Annotated in this window: 16 protein-coding genes and 1 pseudogene; 12 read left to right on the forward strand and 5 right to left on the reverse strand. The window is 28.4% G+C overall.

The annotated features are described in order from the left end of the window. The first annotated feature begins 5 nt into the window (after positions 1 to 5). Both AB8B22_RS00760 and AB8B22_RS00765 read left to right on the forward strand, forming a co-directional pair. Positions 6 to 209, forward strand: a complete 204-nt coding sequence (locus AB8B22_RS00760) for a hypothetical protein (protein WP_369711208.1) — start codon at positions 6 to 8, stop codon at positions 207 to 209. Between the two features lie 13 nt (positions 210 to 222). Continuing rightward, entirely contained in the window at positions 223 to 528 is a 306-nt protein-coding gene (locus AB8B22_RS00765) for a hypothetical protein (RefSeq protein ID WP_314080094.1), read from the forward strand. 70 nt (positions 529 to 598) lie between these two features. Here the strand turns inward: AB8B22_RS00765 and AB8B22_RS00770 are convergent, their stop codons facing one another. After that, complete coding sequence (locus tag AB8B22_RS00770; RefSeq protein ID WP_369711209.1) at positions 599 to 1,090, reverse strand: DUF441 domain-containing protein; 492 nt, start codon at positions 1,088 to 1,090, stop codon at positions 599 to 601. 162 nt (positions 1,091 to 1,252) lie between these two features. On the opposite strand from AB8B22_RS00770, the gene AB8B22_RS00775 reads away from it, so the two are divergent. From AB8B22_RS00775 to AB8B22_RS00785, 3 genes and pseudogenes are all read left to right on the forward strand, one after another. Continuing rightward, positions 1,253 to 1,846: a lysozyme inhibitor LprI family protein gene (locus AB8B22_RS00775; protein WP_369711210.1), complete on the forward strand. Its 594-nt coding sequence runs from the start codon at positions 1,253 to 1,255 to the stop codon at positions 1,844 to 1,846. Positions 1,847 to 1,935: 89 nt separating this feature from the next. After that, positions 1,936 to 3,640: pseudogene (locus tag AB8B22_RS00780) on the forward strand (proline--tRNA ligase). A 164-nt stretch (positions 3,641 to 3,804) separates the two neighbouring features. After that, positions 3,805 to 4,344, forward strand: a complete 540-nt coding sequence (locus tag AB8B22_RS00785; protein ID WP_369711211.1) for an OmpA family protein — start codon at positions 3,805 to 3,807, stop codon at positions 4,342 to 4,344. Positions 4,345 to 4,515: 171 nt separating this feature from the next. On the opposite strand, the gene AB8B22_RS00790 is transcribed toward AB8B22_RS00785, so the two are convergent. Together AB8B22_RS00790 and AB8B22_RS00795 are read right to left on the reverse strand one after the other, a co-directional pair. Then, entirely contained in the window at positions 4,516 to 6,057 is a 1,542-nt protein-coding gene (locus AB8B22_RS00790; RefSeq protein WP_369711212.1) for a coproporphyrinogen III oxidase, read from the reverse strand. A gap of 3 nt (positions 6,058 to 6,060) precedes the next feature. Further along, on the reverse strand, positions 6,061 to 6,885 hold the full coding sequence (locus tag AB8B22_RS00795; RefSeq protein ID WP_369711213.1) for an undecaprenyl-diphosphate phosphatase: 825 nt from the start codon (positions 6,883 to 6,885) through the stop codon (positions 6,061 to 6,063). 207 nt (positions 6,886 to 7,092) lie between these two features. Between AB8B22_RS00795 and AB8B22_RS00800 the strand changes: the two genes are divergently transcribed. From AB8B22_RS00800 to tgt, 3 genes are all read left to right on the forward strand, one after another. Next, entirely contained in the window at positions 7,093 to 7,530 is a 438-nt protein-coding gene (locus tag AB8B22_RS00800; RefSeq protein WP_369711214.1) for a Dps family protein, read from the forward strand. Between the two features lie 307 nt (positions 7,531 to 7,837). Beyond that, positions 7,838 to 8,080, forward strand: a complete 243-nt coding sequence (locus AB8B22_RS00805; RefSeq protein WP_068155324.1) for a type B 50S ribosomal protein L31 — start codon at positions 7,838 to 7,840, stop codon at positions 8,078 to 8,080. A gap of 91 nt (positions 8,081 to 8,171) precedes the next feature. Next, entirely contained in the window at positions 8,172 to 9,371 is a 1,200-nt protein-coding gene (tgt, locus tag AB8B22_RS00810) for a tRNA guanosine(34) transglycosylase Tgt (RefSeq protein ID WP_314080107.1), read from the forward strand. A gap of 134 nt (positions 9,372 to 9,505) precedes the next feature. Here tgt and recJ read toward each other — a convergent pair whose 3' ends face one another. Further along, positions 9,506 to 12,571: a single-stranded-DNA-specific exonuclease RecJ gene (recJ, locus tag AB8B22_RS00815; RefSeq protein ID WP_369711215.1), complete on the reverse strand. Its 3,066-nt coding sequence runs from the start codon at positions 12,569 to 12,571 to the stop codon at positions 9,506 to 9,508. Between the two features lie 233 nt (positions 12,572 to 12,804). Here recJ and AB8B22_RS00820 point away from each other — a divergent pair, with 233 nt between their 5' ends. From AB8B22_RS00820 to AB8B22_RS00830, 3 genes are read left to right on the forward strand one after another with little or no spacing between them, the layout of a single operon-like run. After that, on the forward strand, positions 12,805 to 14,412 hold the full coding sequence (locus AB8B22_RS00820) for an OPT/YSL family transporter (RefSeq protein WP_369711216.1): 1,608 nt from the start codon (positions 12,805 to 12,807) through the stop codon (positions 14,410 to 14,412). A gap of 30 nt (positions 14,413 to 14,442) precedes the next feature. Further along, the gene (locus AB8B22_RS00825; RefSeq protein WP_369711217.1) at positions 14,443 to 14,964 is read left to right on the forward strand and encodes a type III pantothenate kinase; all 522 of its coding nucleotides are present in this window, start codon (positions 14,443 to 14,445) and stop codon (positions 14,962 to 14,964) included. After that, a complete protein-coding gene (locus AB8B22_RS00830) occupies positions 14,945 to 15,208 on the forward strand; it encodes a hypothetical protein (RefSeq protein WP_369711218.1) in 264 nt (87 codons plus the stop codon). Before AB8B22_RS00825 ends, AB8B22_RS00830 begins: the two co-directional genes overlap by 20 nt. A gap of 151 nt (positions 15,209 to 15,359) precedes the next feature. Here the strand turns inward: AB8B22_RS00830 and mnmA are convergent, their stop codons facing one another. Next, a complete protein-coding gene (mnmA, locus tag AB8B22_RS00835) occupies positions 15,360 to 16,460 on the reverse strand; it encodes a tRNA 2-thiouridine(34) synthase MnmA (RefSeq protein ID WP_369711219.1) in 1,101 nt (366 codons plus the stop codon). Between the two features lie 313 nt (positions 16,461 to 16,773). Here mnmA and AB8B22_RS00840 point away from each other — a divergent pair, with 313 nt between their 5' ends. Beyond that, positions 16,774 to 18,231 (forward strand): PTS transporter subunit EIIC, encoded by a 1,458-nt coding sequence (locus AB8B22_RS00840; RefSeq protein WP_369711220.1) that lies wholly within the window; start codon positions 16,774 to 16,776, stop codon positions 18,229 to 18,231. Positions 18,232 to 18,296 lie beyond the last annotated feature (65 nt).

Genomic DNA, 18,296 nt, shown 5'->3' on the forward strand with positions numbered 1-18,296 from the left:
TCGATATGTTTAATTATTTAAAAATGAAAGGTTTTACAAATGATGAATTAGTAAATCATTTTGAAAAAATAGAAGAAATGAATCAAAATATTAATGATATTTTAGCCAAAAATCCAAATGCGATACTAAAAAAAATTGATTTTAATTATTTGGATGAAGAAAAAACGAAGTTAAATTTTGAAATAAATATAGAAGTTGTAAATAGATAATAGGAAAAGTGATATGAAAAAAAATAATTTGAAAAAAAAGATAATAATAGCGTGTTTTGGAATAGTTGTAAGCTGTTCTTATGTTGGAGTGAGAACGGTTCCAAATTCAGCGGTTGTTTCAAGAGATACAGTCGTGGAAAATAGCATTTTGGAAATAAAAGATAAGTTTGGTGAGGAAGTAAAACCGCAAGATGTGGGAATTTATAAAAAAGGTTTTGGAAACTGGAAAGTGATTTTATACGGTGAAAATGCTTATTATCAAGTGAGAGTAAGTGAAGATGGAAAAATTGTTTCGAGTAAAGTTTTGAAATATAAATAAAAATAAAAAATAGAATTTTTAGGAATTACTTCTAATTTTATATTAGGAGCAGTTCCTTTTTTCTATTTTTTTATTTAAAAAATAATGATACAATTTTTAGTATACAAAATGTGATTCCGCTTGCAATAACAGGTCCAGCTGCAATTCCTCGTAAAAAAACAACTCCGATTATTGTTCCTGCAATTAAAGTAACTGTAATTTCTGGCTGATTTGATAAGAGCGACACACCTTTTGCAGATAAAAGTGATACAAGAATTCCACTGAAAATTGTAATCCATCCAATTGGAGATTTAAAAGCATTGAATAGATGATAAAATCTAACTTCTCCTGTAGCAATCGGAATTAAAATCGCAATTGTAATAATTAAAACTCCCCAATTGATTCCATTTTTTCTAAATTGTGTAATAAATTTTTCAATATCCCAAAATTTGAAATTATAAAATTTTGAAATATCAAATAAAATTTTTAAGAGTATTACAAAAATAGTTGCATATACAATAGATTTGTTAAATTTTATAGTTCCAACTAATAAAATTAAGATTAAAAATATATAACTTTCCAAAATAAATTCTCCTCTCTAAAAAATCTTTTCTTTAGAGTATAGCACGAAACCTTTGTTTTCTCAACAAAAAAAATTTTTTGCTTTAATTATTTTTTTAACAATTGCTTTTTAAGAAAAATGGGATATACTTATATTATAAGATAAAAGAAGGAGTTGGTTGGCATGAAAAAATTAGCAATTTTTCTAATTTTATTAATTGCAGCTCTTAGTTGTTCTAAGGAAAGCAAAGAAAATAAAATTGAAAGAGTTTCAAAAGTAGATTCAGGAAATTTCACAGAAGTTCAGACATCAAAAAATAATACCAAAGAAGAATCTCAAGGTCAAAAAGTTTCCTACGAAAAAGAAGACAAAGCTGAAGCTAAAAATCAAAATAGCGGTTTTAGCAAACAGTCAGATGGAAATTATGCCAAAGAATTAGAAAACAAAATGGAAAAATTGGAAGAAGAACTGCAAAGTAAATTAGACTCAGGTGTGACTTCTGAAATGATAAATGCAAATAGTGAACTTTACGAAGCTTGGGATGCAGAATTAAATAAAGTGTATAAACTTCTAATGGAAAGATTGTCAAAGGACAAAAAAGAAAAATTAAGAAATTCTCAGAGAGCTTGGATAAAAAGTAAAGAAAAAAAAGCAAATGAAGCTGCAAAAGAAGCCGATGGAGGAACTCTGGCAGGAGTGTTATATTCAGGTACACTAGCAAGTATGACAAAAGAGAGAACAATTGAACTGGCAAAAATGTACGATAATTTAAAATAGTAAGCTCAAAAAAGACTGGACTATAACCAGTCTTTTTTAGTATAATAAGTATATAAATAAAATAATAAAAAATAGCGAAAGGAAAAAAGATGAGATTATCAAAAGCATTTTTAAAAACATACAAGGAAGCGCCAAAAGAAGCGGAAGTAATAAGTCATAAATTGATGTTGAGAGCTTCCATGATTAGACAGCTGACGAGAGGAGTTTATAGCTATTTGCCGTTGGGATACAAGGTTTTGAAAAAAATTGAGAATATTGTTAGAGAGGAAATGGATAGAGCTGGGTCGCAGGAAATTTTAATGCCAGTATTGCAACCAGCTTCGTTGTGGGAAGAGTCTGGAAGATGGTTTGCTTATGGTTCAGAACTTATGAGAATGAAGGATAGAAATGAGAGAGAATTTGCGTTGTACACATGAAGAAGTTGTTACGGATATTGTGAGAAATACGATTACTTCGTATAAAGATTTGCCATTTAGCTTGTATCAAATTCAGACAAAATTTAGAGATGAAATGCGTCCAAGATTTGGATTGATGAGGGGAAGAGAGTTCTTAATGAAAGATGCTTACAGTTTCCACTTGACAAAAGAATCGTTGGATGAAGAATTTTTGAATATGAAAAATGCGTATTCTAGAGTTTTAGAAAGAATGGAATTAAAATTTAGAGCAGTTGATGCAGATTCAGGTTCTATCGGAGGAGATGCTTCGAATGAATTTATGGTACTTGCTGAAAATGGAGAAGACGATATTTTATATAGTGACTCATCAGATTATGCTGCAAATGTTGAAAAAGCTACGAGTATCATTGAATTGAAGGAAAGTACAGAGGAAAAATTGCCGAAAGAATTAGTTGAAACGCCTAATACTAAGACAATTAAGGAATTGTCAGAATTTTTGAATATTCCAGAAGAAAAAACTGTTAAGGCGGTTATGTTGAAGGAAGTGTTGGAAGATAAGGTAAACTATGTGTTGGCACTTATTCGTGGAGATTTAGATGTAAATGAGATTAAATTGAAAAATGCAGTGAATGCTTCGATGGAATTGGAAATGATGACTGAAGAAGAATGTGAAAAATTTGGGATTGTTCCTGATTTGCGGGGTCTTATGAGAAAAAGAGGACTTACAGTTGTTATTGATGAAACTGTAAAATATGTGAGAAATTTTGCGTTGGGAGCAAATAAAAAGGATTATCACTTTATTAATGTTAATTTGGAAGACTTGCATTATGATGTGGTTGCTGATATTAGGACGGCTAGAGCGGGAGATATTTCGCCAGATGGAAAAGGTGTACTAAAAATTGCTCGTGGAATGGAAGTTGGACACATTTTTAAATTGGGAGATAAGTATTCAAAAGCATTGAATGCGAAAGTTTTAGATGAAAATGGAAAACAGCAAGTTATTTTGATGGGGTGTTATGGAATCGGAGTTTCAAGACTGATGTCAGCGGTAATTGAGCAAAAAAATGACGAATATGGAATTATTTGGCCAAAATCAATTGCACCGTATATTGCAGATGTGATTATTGCTAATGTAAAAGATGAAACTCAAGTAAATGTTGCTGAAAGAATTTATGAGGCGTTGAAAAATGAAAATATTGATGCTGTTTTAGACGACAGAAATGAGAGAGCAGGATTTAAGTTTAAAGATGCTGACTTGATTGGATTCCCGCTTAAAATTGTAGCTGGAAAAGGTGTATCTTCTGGAATTGTGGAAATTAAGGATAGAGCAACTGGAGAAAGTGTTGAGGTTAAGGTTGAGGAAGTTGTTAATTTTGTGAAAGAGTTTTTGGCTAAATAAATTTATCTGAAAATAAAAATTTTATTTTTGTAAATTATATTTTTTGTAAAATTTTTCCAAAAGACAAAAAAAATTCTATGAAAATATAAAGAAATGTAGTATAATTTAAGTAGCAATTATGTAATAAAAATAAAATTAAAATAAATGGAAGAGAGGCTGACAAGATGGATAAAAGATCAAAAGTAACAGCGATGTTATCTGTGCTATTAGTTTCGGCACCAACTACTGCGAAAAAAATAACAACTTCAAATTTAAGAGACAATGCTATGAGAACGGATGCTGTCGAAGTTGACAATACAAATTCTGAAAATGTGGAAAATTATGTAACTGAAACAAAAAAATCTGAAGGAAATTTAATTGTATTAGATACAAATAAATTAAAATTTGATTATAACAGTGCAAATATAAAAGATGAATATAATCCAATATTGGAACAAGTAAAAAAATACATTGAAGAAAAAAATTTAAAAGTTTCAATTATCGGATATACAGATTCAAAGGGGACAAAGAGCTACAACAAAGAATTATCACTTAGAAGAGCTGAAAGTGTAGAAGAAAGATTAATTGATTTGGGACTTGCTCCTGAAAGAATTATTGAAACGATTGGAAAAGGAGACAGTAATCCTATCGCATCAAATGATGATGAAGATGGAAGAGCTAAAAACAGAAGAATTGAAATAAAAATCAATAAAAATCAAAGTTAAAAAAATAAAATAAACTATTCTTTATAAAATATGAATAGTTTATTTTATTTATTATTATTATTTTTTAAATTTATGAATGTGTAAAAATTTTTGTGTAAATAGAACAGCAAAGTATTGAATTTACCGAATTCATTTATTAGTTTACTTAAAATTATGGACACTCTCTTATTTTTATAATTTTTTAGAAATTTCTCTAATTTTTTCTTTTTTTATTTCAAGACGCATTTCTAATTCGTTCATCCATACAAGCGGATCTTTTGGATTGACAAGTCTGTTTATATTATCTTTTTTCGTATTTTCATCCGTCCAAATAAGTTTTGTTATAGCTCCAGCTCCGATTCCAATAATCGTCTTATTTTCTTCAATCATTTCAATGTTGTAAATGGATTCACAGTTTTTAAGCGAATATCCCAAATTTTCCCCCCACTGAAAACTGTTTTTCTGGCGGTACATATAATATGGAAAAAGTCCTTTATTTTCAGTAATTTTAGAAATTTTTTCAAAAATAGTCTTGTAGTCCAAAGTGTCACGATGCTCATAATTCTCTTTATTAAGTTTACTTGCATTTTTTATCGCCAAATTATGAATTGTCAAATTTTCCACATCGTATTTTGCCACTTCGTCCAAAGTATACAAAATATCTTGAGTCGTTTCTTTTGGAAGTCCTAAGATTAAGTCCATATTGATTGAAAGTCCCATTTCTTTAGCTAATTTATAGACTTTGTCAAACTGTTTTCTGTCGTGATAACGATTTACAAGTTTTAGAGTCTTTTCATTAAATGACTGTGGATTTATGCTGATTTTATCCACGCCACCTTGCTTTAAAACTTGCAATTTTTTTTGATTTAATGTGTCAATTCTTCCAGCTTCAAATGTAAATTCTTTTAGATGGCTCAAATCGTAATTTTCTTTTATTGTATCAAGTAATTTTTTAATTTCTTCAGCTGACAAAATTGAAGGAGTTCCGCCGCCGATGTAAATTGTATTTATTTTTAAATTAAGTTCTTGTGCAAGTTGTCCAATTTCTTTAGTTTCCTTGTAAATGTCTTCAATATATTCGTCATATCTAGCGGCATATTTTCCTTTTAAAAGATGCGCTGGAAATGAGCAGTAAGTGCATTTTGTCGGACAAAAGGCAATTCCGATATAAATTCCGATTGTATCTTTGTCGAGATATTTCTGCTGTTTTTTTACAATATTTATTAGTAAATTTCTTTTTTCGTCGCTGACTAAATAAATATCTCTCAAAATTTCTAAAATTTTTTCATAAGCAAGTCCCATTTTCAAAAATCTTCCGACAATTTTTGTAGGTCTTACGCCAATTAAAGTTCCCCATTTGAAATCTTTTTCTTTCTCAAAAATTTTAAAAATAGAAGTTTTTAGCATAACTTCTGCTTGATCAAAATATTTGTCACAAATTTTTTCGTAAGAAAAAGTAATTTTTTTTAATACGCTTTTTTCTTTAATATTTTTAATTTTAAAATTTTCACAAATTTCAATTTTTATTTCAGAATTTTTATTATTTTTATAATTATTAAAATTTTTTTCTTTTGTCAAAATAGCCACGACATCAATTTTTTCTAAATTTTCGCAAATTTCAAAATAAATATTTTTCTCGGAATTTGCTTTTAAAATATCGTATTCTTCGGATAAAAGAACCCTCACAAATTCTTCTAATTTATTTTCGTTTACTTTAATATTTGAAACTATCATTTTTTATTTAATCACTCCTGTGAAAAATAATAGAAGCATAATAATTCCCAAAATAATTCGGTAATATCCAAACACTTTAAAATCGTGTTTTTTGATGTAATCCATAAATACTTTTATGACAGCATAAGCAAAAACAAATGATAAAACAAATCCAAGTCCAATTAAAAACCATTCTTCCATTGTAAGAACATTTCCAATTTTAACTATCTTTAGCAAAGTGGCTCCAAGCATTGTCGGAATTGCCAAGAAAAAAGAAAATTCTGTGGCAAGGACTCTGTTTAATCCAAGCAAAACTCCTCCAATTATTGTTGCAGCAGAACGAGAAGTTCCTGGAATCATCGCGAGGCATTGAAAAAGTCCCACTCCAAGTGCAAGTGGAATTGTCATTTCTTTAATTGATTTAATTTTTTCTTCTTTTTTCTTTCTTGTTTCAATCCAAATAAGTAAAATTCCATAAAATACAAGCATTATCGAAACAGTTAATGAATTAAAAAATTTCTCTTCAATAATATCATCGAATTTAAGTCCCAAAATCACGGCAGGAATTACAGCAATCACGATTTTTATCCACATCGCAATAATATCCATTCTCTCTTGCTTCGTATTACCTTTCGCAAATGGAAAAATCTTTTTCCAGTAGTAAACAACAACCGACAAAATCGCTCCCAGTTGAATTATTATTTTAAAAGCGTCAACAAATACTTTATTATCAGACAATTTCAAAAACTGGTCGACAATTATCATATGTCCAGTACTGCTGACAGGTACAAATTCTGTAAGTCCTTCAACAAGACTTAGTATAAAAACTTTTATAATACTAAAAATCATATATTATTTCCTTTCTAAAAAAATTTTTTATTATTACATAAAATTGTAACATTTTTTTGGCAGTTTTACAACTTCACTGAAAGAAATTAGGAAAATAAATTTAAAATTTATGAAAAAAAGTGTTGACAAATTTCTTGAAAAGTGGTATAATAAATTTGTAATAATTACAAAAATATATAAAATATAATTTTTTAAGGAGTGATAAAGATGTCAAAAACAGTTGAAAAATTAAATGTTTATTTAGCTAATTTAAATGTGTTATACAGAAAGGTTCAAAATTATCACTGGAATATAGTTGGTTCAGGATTCTTTTCTGTTCACGCAAAATTGGAAGAATATTATGATGGATTAAATACACAAATTGATGATGTTGCTGAAAGAATTTTAGCAATTGGTGGTCGTCCTTTAGGAACATTAAAAGACTACTTAGAAGTTTCTACAATTAGAGAAGCTAAAAATGAAGCAATTTCTATTGCTGACGCAGTTGCTGATGTAAAAAAAGAATTTGAAGCAATGTTAAAATTAGTAAAAGAAGTAAAAGTAGTCGCTGATGAAGAAAACGATTACGGAACATCTGCGTTAGTTGACGAATATATCAGCACATATGAAAAAGATTTGTGGATGTTAAATGCTTATTTAAAGTAATTTTCTTTTAATAAAGTTTTACAAAATTATTAAAAAGCCCATTATTATACTTTAAATTTGAGAGAAAATCTTATTATTGATTTTCTCTTTTTTTATAAAAATTTAATTCCAGTTTTTTATTTTAATTTTAAACTTTTTCGATTAAAAAAATCCAATCTTTATTTTAAAATCTTAAATTTTTGAAACCATTATAAAACTTTAATAAAAAATAAATTTTCAAATCTTGAAAAAGATAAGGAAATATGTTATTATATTGTGAATGATAAAATAAATAATCATAGTTATATATAGAAAGGAGAAATAAATAATGGCAAAAAAAGATTTACATCCTGCATACAACTTTGTAGTGTTTGAAGATACAAGCAACGGAGAAAAATTTTTGACAAAATCAACTAAAACTTCTAAAGAAACAACTACTTTTGAAGGAAAAGAATATCCTGTAATAAAAGTTGCAACAAGTTCAACTTCACACCCGTTCTTTACTGGGAAATCTAAATTCGTTGATGAAACTGGAAGAGTTGATAAATTTAAGAAAAAATACAATTTATAATTTTAATTATAAAAAAATTAGAAGCAGAGATTTTTCACTCTCTGTTTTTTTTTAAATTTTTTAGGAAAAATTGAAAAATGGGAGAAAATAAATGGAAAAACCAATAAAATATGAATTGGAAAAAAAGGATAAAAATGCCAGAGCTGGTGTAATTTCAACTCCGCACGGGGAAATTAAGACACCTGTATTTATGCCAGTTGGAACTCAGGCAACCGTCAAAGCGATGACAAAAGAGGAACTAAAAGAAATCAATTCTCAAATAATTTTGGGAAATACTTATCATTTGTATTTAAGACCGGGAGATAAATTGGTAAATGATTTTGGTGGATTACATGGCTTTATGAATTGGGATAGACCGATTCTTACGGATAGTGGCGGATTTCAAGTTTTCAGCTTGGGAGATTTACGGGATATAAAAGAAGAAGGAGTTAATTTTCGTTCGCATATAGACGGCTCAAAACATTTTTTGTCGCCAGAAAAATCTATTGAAATTCAAAATAACTTGGGAAGTGACATCATGATGGTTTTAGATGAATGTCCTCCGGGACTGTCTTCTAGGGAATATTTAATTCCATCAATTGAGCGGACTACAAGATGGGCAAAGAGATGCATAGCTGCCAATAGAAATAAAGAAACACAAGGGCTTTTCGCAATTGTCCAAGGTGGAATTTATGAAGACTTGAGGGACAAAAGTTTTAATGAGTTGTTTGAGATGGATGATAATTTTTCAGGATATGCGCTTGGAGGACTTGCGGTTGGAGAGCCTAGAGAAGATATGTACCGAATTTTAGAATACATCACGCCAAAGTTGCCAGAGGATAAACCTAGATATTTGATGGGCGTTGGAGAGCCTGCGGATATGTTAGAAGCTGTGGAAGATGGGATAGATATGATGGATTGTGTTCAGCCGACAAGACTTGGAAGACATGGGACAGTTTTTACAAAGTACGGAAGATTGGTTATAAAAAATTCAGCTTATTCGAGAGATGACAGACCGCTTGACGAGGATTGTGATTGCTATGTCTGTAAAAATTATACGAGAGCCTACATAAGACATCTTTTTAAGACTGGAGAAATTTTGGGACAAAGACTGGCGACTTATCACAATTTGCATTTTTTGTTAAAATTAATGGACAATGCTAGAAATGCTATTTTGGACGAAAAATTTCAGGAATATAAAGAAGAATTTTTGAAAAATTATGCGATGGGGAAAGAGAGCGATTGGATAAAGCCAAAGGTTTTTGGAAATCCGACTATTGTGAAAAAAGGGAAAAATGAAGTTATGTTATAAAATAAAAAAAGAAGAGTTTATTTAAAAATTCTTCTTTTTTTATATTTTTTCTTTATTTTTAGTAAAAAATACAAACTGTATTTTTTTTATTATTATTTATTTAGTAATTTTTTAATCAAATATAAAAAAGTTTTTTACAAAATATCATTTATCGAATAATCAGAATAAATAATTTTTCTTTCGTCAAGCAATTTTTTCAACTTAATTTTTTTGCTAAAAGGAAGATATTTTAAATAAATATTTTTTCCATTTAATTTTTTTCTGTCTTTTTTTGCCAAATTTTCAAGAAAAATAACATTTTTTGGAATTTTTATCTCAGTTGTAATTTCCACAATATTTTCGTGTTCCATTTCTTCTTTTGAAAAATCCAGTCTTTCTAAAAACTCATTGTCATTTAAAATTACACAAAATTTTTCTTTAACTTTAATATTTTTATTTTTGCCAATTTTATATTCAATTTGTTCAACTTTTTTATATTCGATTTTTTTAACTTCTTCTTTTATTTCAAAATTTTCTTGATTTTCATCTATATTTTCCATATTTTTTATATTTTTATTTTTATCTTTATTTTTATTTTCATCTTCATTCTCAGAATTTATATTTTCGTTTTCGTTTATATTTTTATTTTCATTTTCTAAAAAACTATTTTCTAAAGAATTTGTTTTTAAATAATTTTCTTCTTTTTTGACAAAACAAATATTTTCTGGAATAAAATCATAAAATACAGTAAATGGATATTCAGTTTCATATTTTTCGTTTATTTCAAAATATTTATTTATAAAAGGTTCGTTGTATTCAAAATCATCTTTATTTTTAACAACGATTTGACTTTTTTTAGAAGTTATTTTTTTATAATAAATTCCAATTGTGAGTAAAAATATTTTAAAATCTGACATTTCGTATTTAAATTCTTCTTTTTTGCTAAAAATATTTTTTATGATTAAATTTTTATTTTGTCTAAAAATTTGTGCAAGTAATTTTTTCGTCTGAATATTATATTCCATTTTCCCAATCAAAAACTCTTTGATTTCTCTAAAAATTTCTGCATCTTCATATCCATAACCATTGAATTTATAATCTCTTTTTATCAAAACTTCGACTATTTTATGAGTTTCAGTTTGCCTAATATTTTCGATTTTAACTGAAAATTTCCAGTTATAATATTTGTTTAGCAATAAAAGCATATTTGAAATATTGTAATTAAGTCGTCCAATAATTTGTCTTCCACAAAAAAGTTCAATTTGGTCAAAATTTGCTTTCATCTTTATTTTTTTATTCTCGTCCCATTCAACATTTGTATAAAAAACTGATTTTACTGGAAACGAAGTATTGAATAACGAATGATAATAGAGTAAAGTTTCGTCTTTCATTTTAGACGGCTTTACATCTTCAATATAAACTTTTGTGTAAAATTTATTTTGAAACATTTCAGATTTTAGTTTATAAACGATGTCATAAATTAAATTTTTGTTCAAATCTTTAAAATATTCTCCTGAATTAAACCAAACTGCATTTTTATTGGAAAAACCTTTTTGTTTAAGGTCAAACATTATGTGATTTTTGTTTTCTCCAATGAATTTAATATTTTCAAAAAGTACATTATTTGTCCTAAAAGTTGGCGTTGGATTTCCAAAACCAAAAGGTTTTAGTTTTTCTGTCAGTTGAAAAAATTCGTACGAAATTTTTTGTATCGGAATTTGCTTGTCAATTTCGATAATTTTCACAAAATCGTCTTTTGTCAATTTAGTTTTCGCAAATTTATTTACTTTTTTTTGAAAAAGCGGAATATTTTTTATTGGAATAGTAAATCCAGCCGCGCCTGAATGTCCTCCAAATTTTAAAAATAATTCTGGCATTGACTGTAAAACTTCCAAAATATTGAAATTTCCAATACTTCTGCACGAACCAACTGCAATTCCTTCATCTTCTTTAACTTCCATTATTATTACTGGTTTATAGTATTTATCAACAATTTTTGAAGCTGCAATTCCAATTACGCCATGATGGTATTCAGGCGAATAGTCAATAATTACAAAATCATCTGAAGTATCAGTATTCTCAATCTTATTTTCAATTTTTTCCACAATTTTATTCTGCAGTTCTTTTCTCTCAAAATTTCTGTTAATAAGTTCTTTGACAATAACTTCAATTTCCCGCTCGTTATCTGAAGTCAAAAGTTTTACAACCATTTTTGCATCTGTAAGTCTACCAGCAGCGTTAAATAGAGGTGCTATTATAAATCCAACATCATAAGTTGTGTACTCAGTTTTTTCAATATCTTGCTGATTTGAAGAAAATAGCTTGTAGAGCAAAAATTTTAGACCTTTATGTTTTGTGCAAAGTAATTGCTCCAAACCAAATTTTGTAAAAATTCTATTTTCATCTGTAAGTGGAACAATATCCGCAACCGTTCCAATCGCCACCAAATCCAAATATTTATTTGTCTCTTCTTTTTTTCCAGCTCTTTCAAAAAGACAAAGTACAACCATAAAAATAGTTCCAACTCCAGCCAAAAATTCAAAAGAAAAACTGTTTTCTTTTCTTTTAGGATTAATGACCGCCAGAGCTTTTGGAATTTTTCCACCGTGTAAATTGTGGTGATCTGTAATTATTATAGGCAAATCTATTGAATTTGCAAATTCGACTTCAGGAAAAGCGGTAATTCCGCAGTCAACTGTAATTACCAAGTCCGCTCCCGACTCTTTTATTTTTTTTAGTGCTTCGTTATTTAGTCCATAACCTTCATCTCGAATTGGAATGTAGTAATTTACATTTTCTGCTCCAAGTTCTTTTAGAGCCAAGTATAAAACCGAAGTGGAAGTAATTCCGTCAACATCATAATCTCCGTATATCCAAATATTTTTTTGCTCCGAAATCGCTTTTTCAATTTCAACAATAGCTTTTTCCATATCGCAAAGTCCTAAAGGATTTTCTACATCTTCCAAACTTGGATTAAGAAATTTTTTTATTTTTTCATCCGAATTAATTCCTCTTGAATAAAGAATTTGCAAAATATCTTGGTCGATAGAAAACTTTTTTGCTTCATTTTGATTGGCTCTTTTTATTTTTACTTTTTTAAATTTTTCTTTTTTTTCTTTTTCATTGCTTTCATTTTTATTTTTATCTTCGTCTTTTTTAATATATTCCCTTTCCTGTCGTGGACTTGGAATAACTTTTGAACGCCATCTAGTGTTTCTCATTTTTTTCTCCTCTTTTAAAATTTCCCCCATTAATTTTTGTAAAGCATTTTTGGGAATTTAAAAACTTTACTTTATATATTTTACCACATTTTTAAATTTATTTAAAATTAAAAAAATAAATTTTGTTTTACTTTATTTCCAAAAGTTATTGACAAAAATACACTAAATACTGTAAAATTTTATATATTTTAACAAAAAAAATAAATTTTTTGAAAGGAGAAAATGATAATATTATGTCAAAAAAAATAAAAATTACACCAGCTTCTGTAATAATTGGAGTTATTGGAGCTATACTTATTTCTGCAAGTTCGTTTTATACTGTTTTAAAATTTGGCGCACTGCCTTGGCCAACGGTGATGGTGACACTAATTTCCATCATGGCGCTAAATTTTTTCAAAAAAACTGACAGTAAAGAAATTACGGTTACTCACACAATTATGAGTGCTGGATCAATGGTTGCTGGAGGTGTAGCATTCACAATGCCTGGATATTTGATATTGGGTGGAAAACTTGAAAATATCAATAAAACTTTGCTTTTTGTGACAATTTTGCTTGGTTCCGTGTTAGGTTGTGTTCTTTCTTTTATTTTTAGAAAAAAGATGATTGAAGAAGAGAAGCTTGAATTTCCAATTGGAGAAGCGGCTTATAATTTGGTAAATTCGGATAACACCAAAAAAGATGGACTTTTTGTCGGATTAGGAGTTCTATTTAGCACAGTTGTTTCCATTTTGAGAGATATTAACTTTACTAAAGGGAAATCTCCAATTATTCCAACGCTAATTTCTACAAAAAATGGATTTTTAAGTTTTTATGTCTCTCCATTATTGGTTGGAATTGGCTATATTTTAGGATTTTTAAACACTTTTATCTGGTTTTTAGGAGGAGCCTTAGTTCATTTTATAGCACAGCCCTTGGCAATTTCAAAAAATATAAAAGATTTTGATCTTATAAAAAACAGTTTTGGAATGGGAATTGTTGTCGGAATTGGATTTGGAGTAATTGTAAAACTGATTTTTTCTCAATTAAAAAAGGAGAAAAAAAGCACTTCTATATTTTCAAAAAAATTATTTACTTATTTTTTAATAACAGTTTTATTAATTACTTTTATTTATAAATTGCCAATTATCTTAGCACTTGTCCTTTTAGTAATTTGTATTTTATGTACGATAATCGCTGGATATTCGACTGGAAAAACAGGTGTAAATCCAATGGAAATTTATGCAATCATCACAATTTTAATAATTTCTTTTTTAGGGAAATTAAAATTTTTAAACTTTGCTTTTTCCACAAATTTTTCCACACTTTTATTATTTTTTTTAGCGTGTATTGTCGCAGTGGCTTGTGGACTTGCGGGAGATATTTTAAATGATTTTAAATCAGGTTATAAAGTAAAAACTAATCCGAAAGAGCAATTTTTAGGAGAACTTATAGGAGCTATCGTGAGTTCAGTTGTCATAACCTGGCTATTTTTCGTATTTTTTAATATTTATAAAAATATTGGTCCTAAAGAAAATTCAGAGTTAATAGTGCTTCAAGCTTCAATCGTCGCTTCAATTATAAATGGAATTCCATTTATTCAGTTTTTCTTTACAGGACTTTTAATCGGTTTTGCACTTTATATGTTAAATTTTCCTGTCCTAACTTTTGGAATAGGAATTTATGTCCCATTTTACTTGACTTTACCAGTATTTTTAGGTGGACTTCTAAATTTAATCTTTGGAAAAATTTCTACTAAATTTTCACAAAAATTTATGATGTTTTCAAACGGATTGATGTCAGGTGAAGCAATTATTGGAGTCATAATTTCACTAATTGCATATTATTTTTTATTATTTCGCTAAAAATTAAAACATGACGAGAGGTGATTAAATATGATTTTAGGATTTGACATTGGAAATACTCATATTGTTCCAATTTTTTATAGCAATGAAGGGGAAATTTTGGCATCTTTTAGAATTCCTACAAATTTAACTTATACAGAAGACACTTTTTTTGCTGTATTAAAGACGTTAGCTGAAAATAGTAAAATAGATATTTATAGAACTCAAAGTATTATTGTTTCTTCAGTTGTGCCACATATAAATGAAATTTTTTATTATCTTGGAAAAAAATATTTTAAACTTACACCAAAATTTATTTCGCTAGAAAATACAAAAAATGAAATTATTTTTTCAGAGAATTTTGAGCGTGGATTGGGAGCTGACAGGATTTGTGACATTTTGGCTCTTAAAAAAACTTATAAAAAAAATGAATTTGTTGTAATTGACTTTGGCACAGCAACTACTTTTGATGTGATAAAAGACTCAGTTTACTGTGGTGGTTGTATTTTACATTACGCTTTCAATAAATGCGTTATTTACAAATACAGCAAAATTGCCAAAAGTTTCATTTGAAAACTCAAATTCAGCACTTGGTACAAATACGACGGAGCAAATTAATGCGGGAATATTTTTTGGAAATGTTGGAGCAATAAAAGAACTTATTTTTCAGTACAAAAAAGATTTTCCAAACGCTTGTGTGATAGCGACAGGTGGACAAGGTAAAAAAATTTATGAATATGTTGAAACAATAGATGAATATATAGAAAATTTAGGTGCTAAAGGAATTTTTGAATTTTATAAATTAAATAAAAATTAATTTTTTTTATTTTTAAAAATTTTTTGAATTAAAATAAAATACTTAAAAGTTGAAAATTTTTATTTTTTTGATTTGATAAATAATTCTTGATTCAATTAAATTTAAGAATAAAAAAAGATTTTGAATAAAAAATAGGGGGGATATAATCCCCTTATTTTATAATTTTATCAATAACTCCTCCACCTAAACATTCTTCACCATTGTAGGCAACCACAATTTGTCCCAATGTTACCGCTTTTTGTGGAGAATCAAAAATCACTTCGTATTTTTCGCCATCCAATTTATTAATTGTCGCTTTTGTATCAGCTTGTCTGTATCTGAATTTTACTGTGCATTTTAATGGAAATGAAACATCATCAGGATTAATAAAATTAAAATCTGTCGCAATCATTCCTTTTGAATAGAGAAGTGAATTATCACCTTGTGTAACAATTAACTGATTTTTTTCCAAATCTTTATCCACAACAAACCAAGGTTCTCCAGTTCCTTCTTTCGTATTTCCAATTCCAATTCCCTTTCTTTGTCCAATTGTGTAATACATAAGGCCATGATGTCTTCCCAAAACTTTTCCTTGAATATTTACAATTTCGCCATCTTTTGCAGGTAAATATTTGGACAAAAATTCATTAAAATTTCTTTCTCCAATAAAGCAAATTCCTGTACTGTCCTTTTTTTTTGCAGTCGCTAAATTATATCTTTGTGCTATTTCCCTAATTTTTGGTTTTTCATAATCACCAATTGGAAATAGCACTTTTTCCAATTGCTCCTGATTTAATTGGCACAAAAAATATGTCTGGTCTTTGTTGTCATCAATTCCACGAAGCATGGTTGACTTAATTTTTCCATTTTCATCTTTTTCGTGAATTATTCTGGCGTAATGTCCTGTCGCCACATAATCTGCTCCAATTTTCATCGCATAATCCAAAAATGCTCTAAATTTAATCTCTTTGTTGCACATCACATCAGGATTAGGAGTTCTTCCTCTTTTATATTCATTCAAAAAATAAGTAAATACTTTATCCCAGTATTCTTTTACAAAATTTACTGAATAATACGGGATCCCCAGTTGTTCCGCCACAGCAATCACATCTTTGTAATCTTCCTCAGCCATGCAAACTCCATTTTCATCTTTTTCTTCCCAGTTTTTCATAAAAACTCCGATGACTTCATAACCTTGTTCTTTTAATAAAATTGCCGCAACAGAAGAATCCACTCCACCTGACATTCCCAAAACAACTTTTTTCTTTTTCATATATATTTTTCTCGCTTTCTGTTTTTATTTTTATATGCAAATAATAACATTAAGTATTTTATTTGTCAATTATTTTGAAACTTTTAGATTATATTAATTAATTTATATTTTCTTTTTAGTTTAGTTTTTCTTTTTTCTTAGTAGGAATATTATCTGAATATTTCTGCGTTCAGCCTTATGAAAAAAATAATATTATATAAAATAGCATTTTACAGTCAAAAATAAAAAAACATTGAAATCAAAAACATTTGGAAAAATAAAAATGTTAAGGTATAATTAAGCAAGAGAATTTTAAATTTAAAAGGAAAATTTTATGGATAAAGAGGAATTGGCACAAGATATTTTGGAATTTCTTGGAAATAGGGAAAATATTGAAGAAAATACGACTTGTATGACAAGGTTAAGAGTGAAAGTCTTTGATTTTTCAAAAGTGAATGTAAGTGAATTAAAAAAAGTTGATGGAGTACTTGGCGTTGTCTGTAACGGAAATTTGGTGCAAATAGTTTTGGGAGCGGGAAAAGTTGATAGAATTGGGAAAAATTTTTCAGAATTGACAAAGCTTTCTTTGAATGAAAGCCGAAGCAATGATAACAAGAAAGTTGATATAAAAAATGAAGATATAAAAAAAATATTAATAAAGAATAAAAAAAATTTTGAAAATAATAGAAAATTTCAGTTATTTTTTCAAAAGATAGCAAATATATTTGTACCACTACTTCCTGCGATTATTGCGGCCGGACTGCTGCAAGGAGCAACAAATACAATAGATATAGTATCTTCAAATTTTCAGACAATTTGGTGGTATCAGCTGTTAAAAACGATTAGCTGGATAAGTTTTACCTATCTTCCAGTTTTTGTAGGAATTAACGCTACAAAGGAATTCGGAGGAACTTCGATTTTAGGCGGAATTATTGGAGCTTTATTTGTTCAAAATGAAAATATGCCGATTTTAAAAAATATTGGAAATATTGGAAAAGTGATTTTACCAATTGTTAATAAAAATTTTTATGTTGGTGCAGGAGGACTTTTTAGCGCACTATTAATTGGATTTTTTGTCGTATTTGTTGAAAAAAATGTACGAAAAATTATGCCAGATATATTATCAAAAATTTTAACTCCTGTTTTTACATTGATTATATGCGGAATAATAGCTATTTTTGTAATTTTGCCGCTAGGTGAGATTATTACAAACATTTTATTTTTATTTTTAAATTTTATTTATAATAAAACAGGGATTATAAGTGGATTTGTCATATCAGCATGCTTCTTGCCACTGGTATCAATGGGACTTCATCAGGCGCTGATTCCGATACACATTTTATTAAACGACCCATTAGGAGCAACAAAAGGAATAAATTATTTTATGCCAATTATAATTACCGCTGGTGGTGGTCAAGTTGGAGCGGGAGTTGCACTTTACGTAAAGACTAAAAATAAAAAATTGAAAAAAATATTAAAAGATACAATACCTGCTGGCATTTTAGGAATGGGGGAACCTCTGATGTACGGAGTAACGCTGCCATTAAAAAAGCCTTTTGTAACAGCGTGTCTTGGTTCAGGATTTGGAGGAATTGCTGCGGTAATGCTGCATTTGGGAACAATAACTCAGGGAGTTTCAGGACTACTTGCACTTTTAATAGTTATTCCTGGAAGTCAGCTTTTATTTCTTTTAGCTATGTTTTTTTCATATTTGGGAGGATTTGTACTTACATATTTTTGGGGAGTTGACGAGGGGAAGATTTGTGAGATATATGGGGAAGTGGGGAAATAAAATAATGTTTAAATAGTGAAGATTTTTTTAAATATGTAAAAGAATACTTGGGAATCAAAACGAGA

The sequence above is a fragment of the Leptotrichia rugosa genome (genome assembly GCF_041200005.1).
Lineage (GTDB): Bacteria > Fusobacteriota > Fusobacteriia > Fusobacteriales > Leptotrichiaceae > Leptotrichia > Leptotrichia rugosa.

Excerpts from the sequence above, each read along its gene's own strand:
- AB8B22_RS00765 (WP_314080094.1), top strand. The coding sequence starts at position 223 with ATGAAAAAAAATAATTTGAAAAAAAAGATAATAATAGCGTGTTTTGGA.
- AB8B22_RS00840 (WP_369711220.1), top strand. The coding sequence starts at position 16,774 with ATGGATAAAGAGGAATTGGCACAAGATATTTTGGAATTTCTTGGAAAT.
- AB8B22_RS00760 (WP_369711208.1), top strand. The coding sequence starts at position 6 with ATGTTTAATTATTTAAAAATGAAAGGTTTTACAAATGATGAATTAGTA.
- recJ (WP_369711215.1), bottom strand. The coding sequence starts at position 12,571 with ATGAGAAACACTAGATGGCGTTCAAAAGTTATTCCAAGTCCACGACAG.
- AB8B22_RS00825 (WP_369711217.1), top strand. The coding sequence starts at position 14,443 with ATGATTTTAGGATTTGACATTGGAAATACTCATATTGTTCCAATTTTT.
- mnmA (WP_369711219.1), bottom strand. The coding sequence starts at position 16,460 with ATGAAAAAGAAAAAAGTTGTTTTGGGAATGTCAGGTGGAGTGGATTCT.
- AB8B22_RS00805 (WP_068155324.1), top strand. The coding sequence starts at position 7,838 with ATGGCAAAAAAAGATTTACATCCTGCATACAACTTTGTAGTGTTTGAA.
- AB8B22_RS00790 (WP_369711212.1), bottom strand. The coding sequence starts at position 6,057 with ATGATAGTTTCAAATATTAAAGTAAACGAAAATAAATTAGAAGAATTT.
- tgt (WP_314080107.1), top strand. The coding sequence starts at position 8,172 with ATGGAAAAACCAATAAAATATGAATTGGAAAAAAAGGATAAAAATGCC.
- AB8B22_RS00785 (WP_369711211.1), top strand. The coding sequence starts at position 3,805 with ATGGATAAAAGATCAAAAGTAACAGCGATGTTATCTGTGCTATTAGTT.
- AB8B22_RS00775 (WP_369711210.1), top strand. The coding sequence starts at position 1,253 with ATGAAAAAATTAGCAATTTTTCTAATTTTATTAATTGCAGCTCTTAGT.
- AB8B22_RS00795 (WP_369711213.1), bottom strand. The coding sequence starts at position 6,885 with ATGATTTTTAGTATTATAAAAGTTTTTATACTAAGTCTTGTTGAAGGA.
- AB8B22_RS00800 (WP_369711214.1), top strand. The coding sequence starts at position 7,093 with ATGTCAAAAACAGTTGAAAAATTAAATGTTTATTTAGCTAATTTAAAT.
- AB8B22_RS00820 (WP_369711216.1), top strand. The coding sequence starts at position 12,805 with ATGTCAAAAAAAATAAAAATTACACCAGCTTCTGTAATAATTGGAGTT.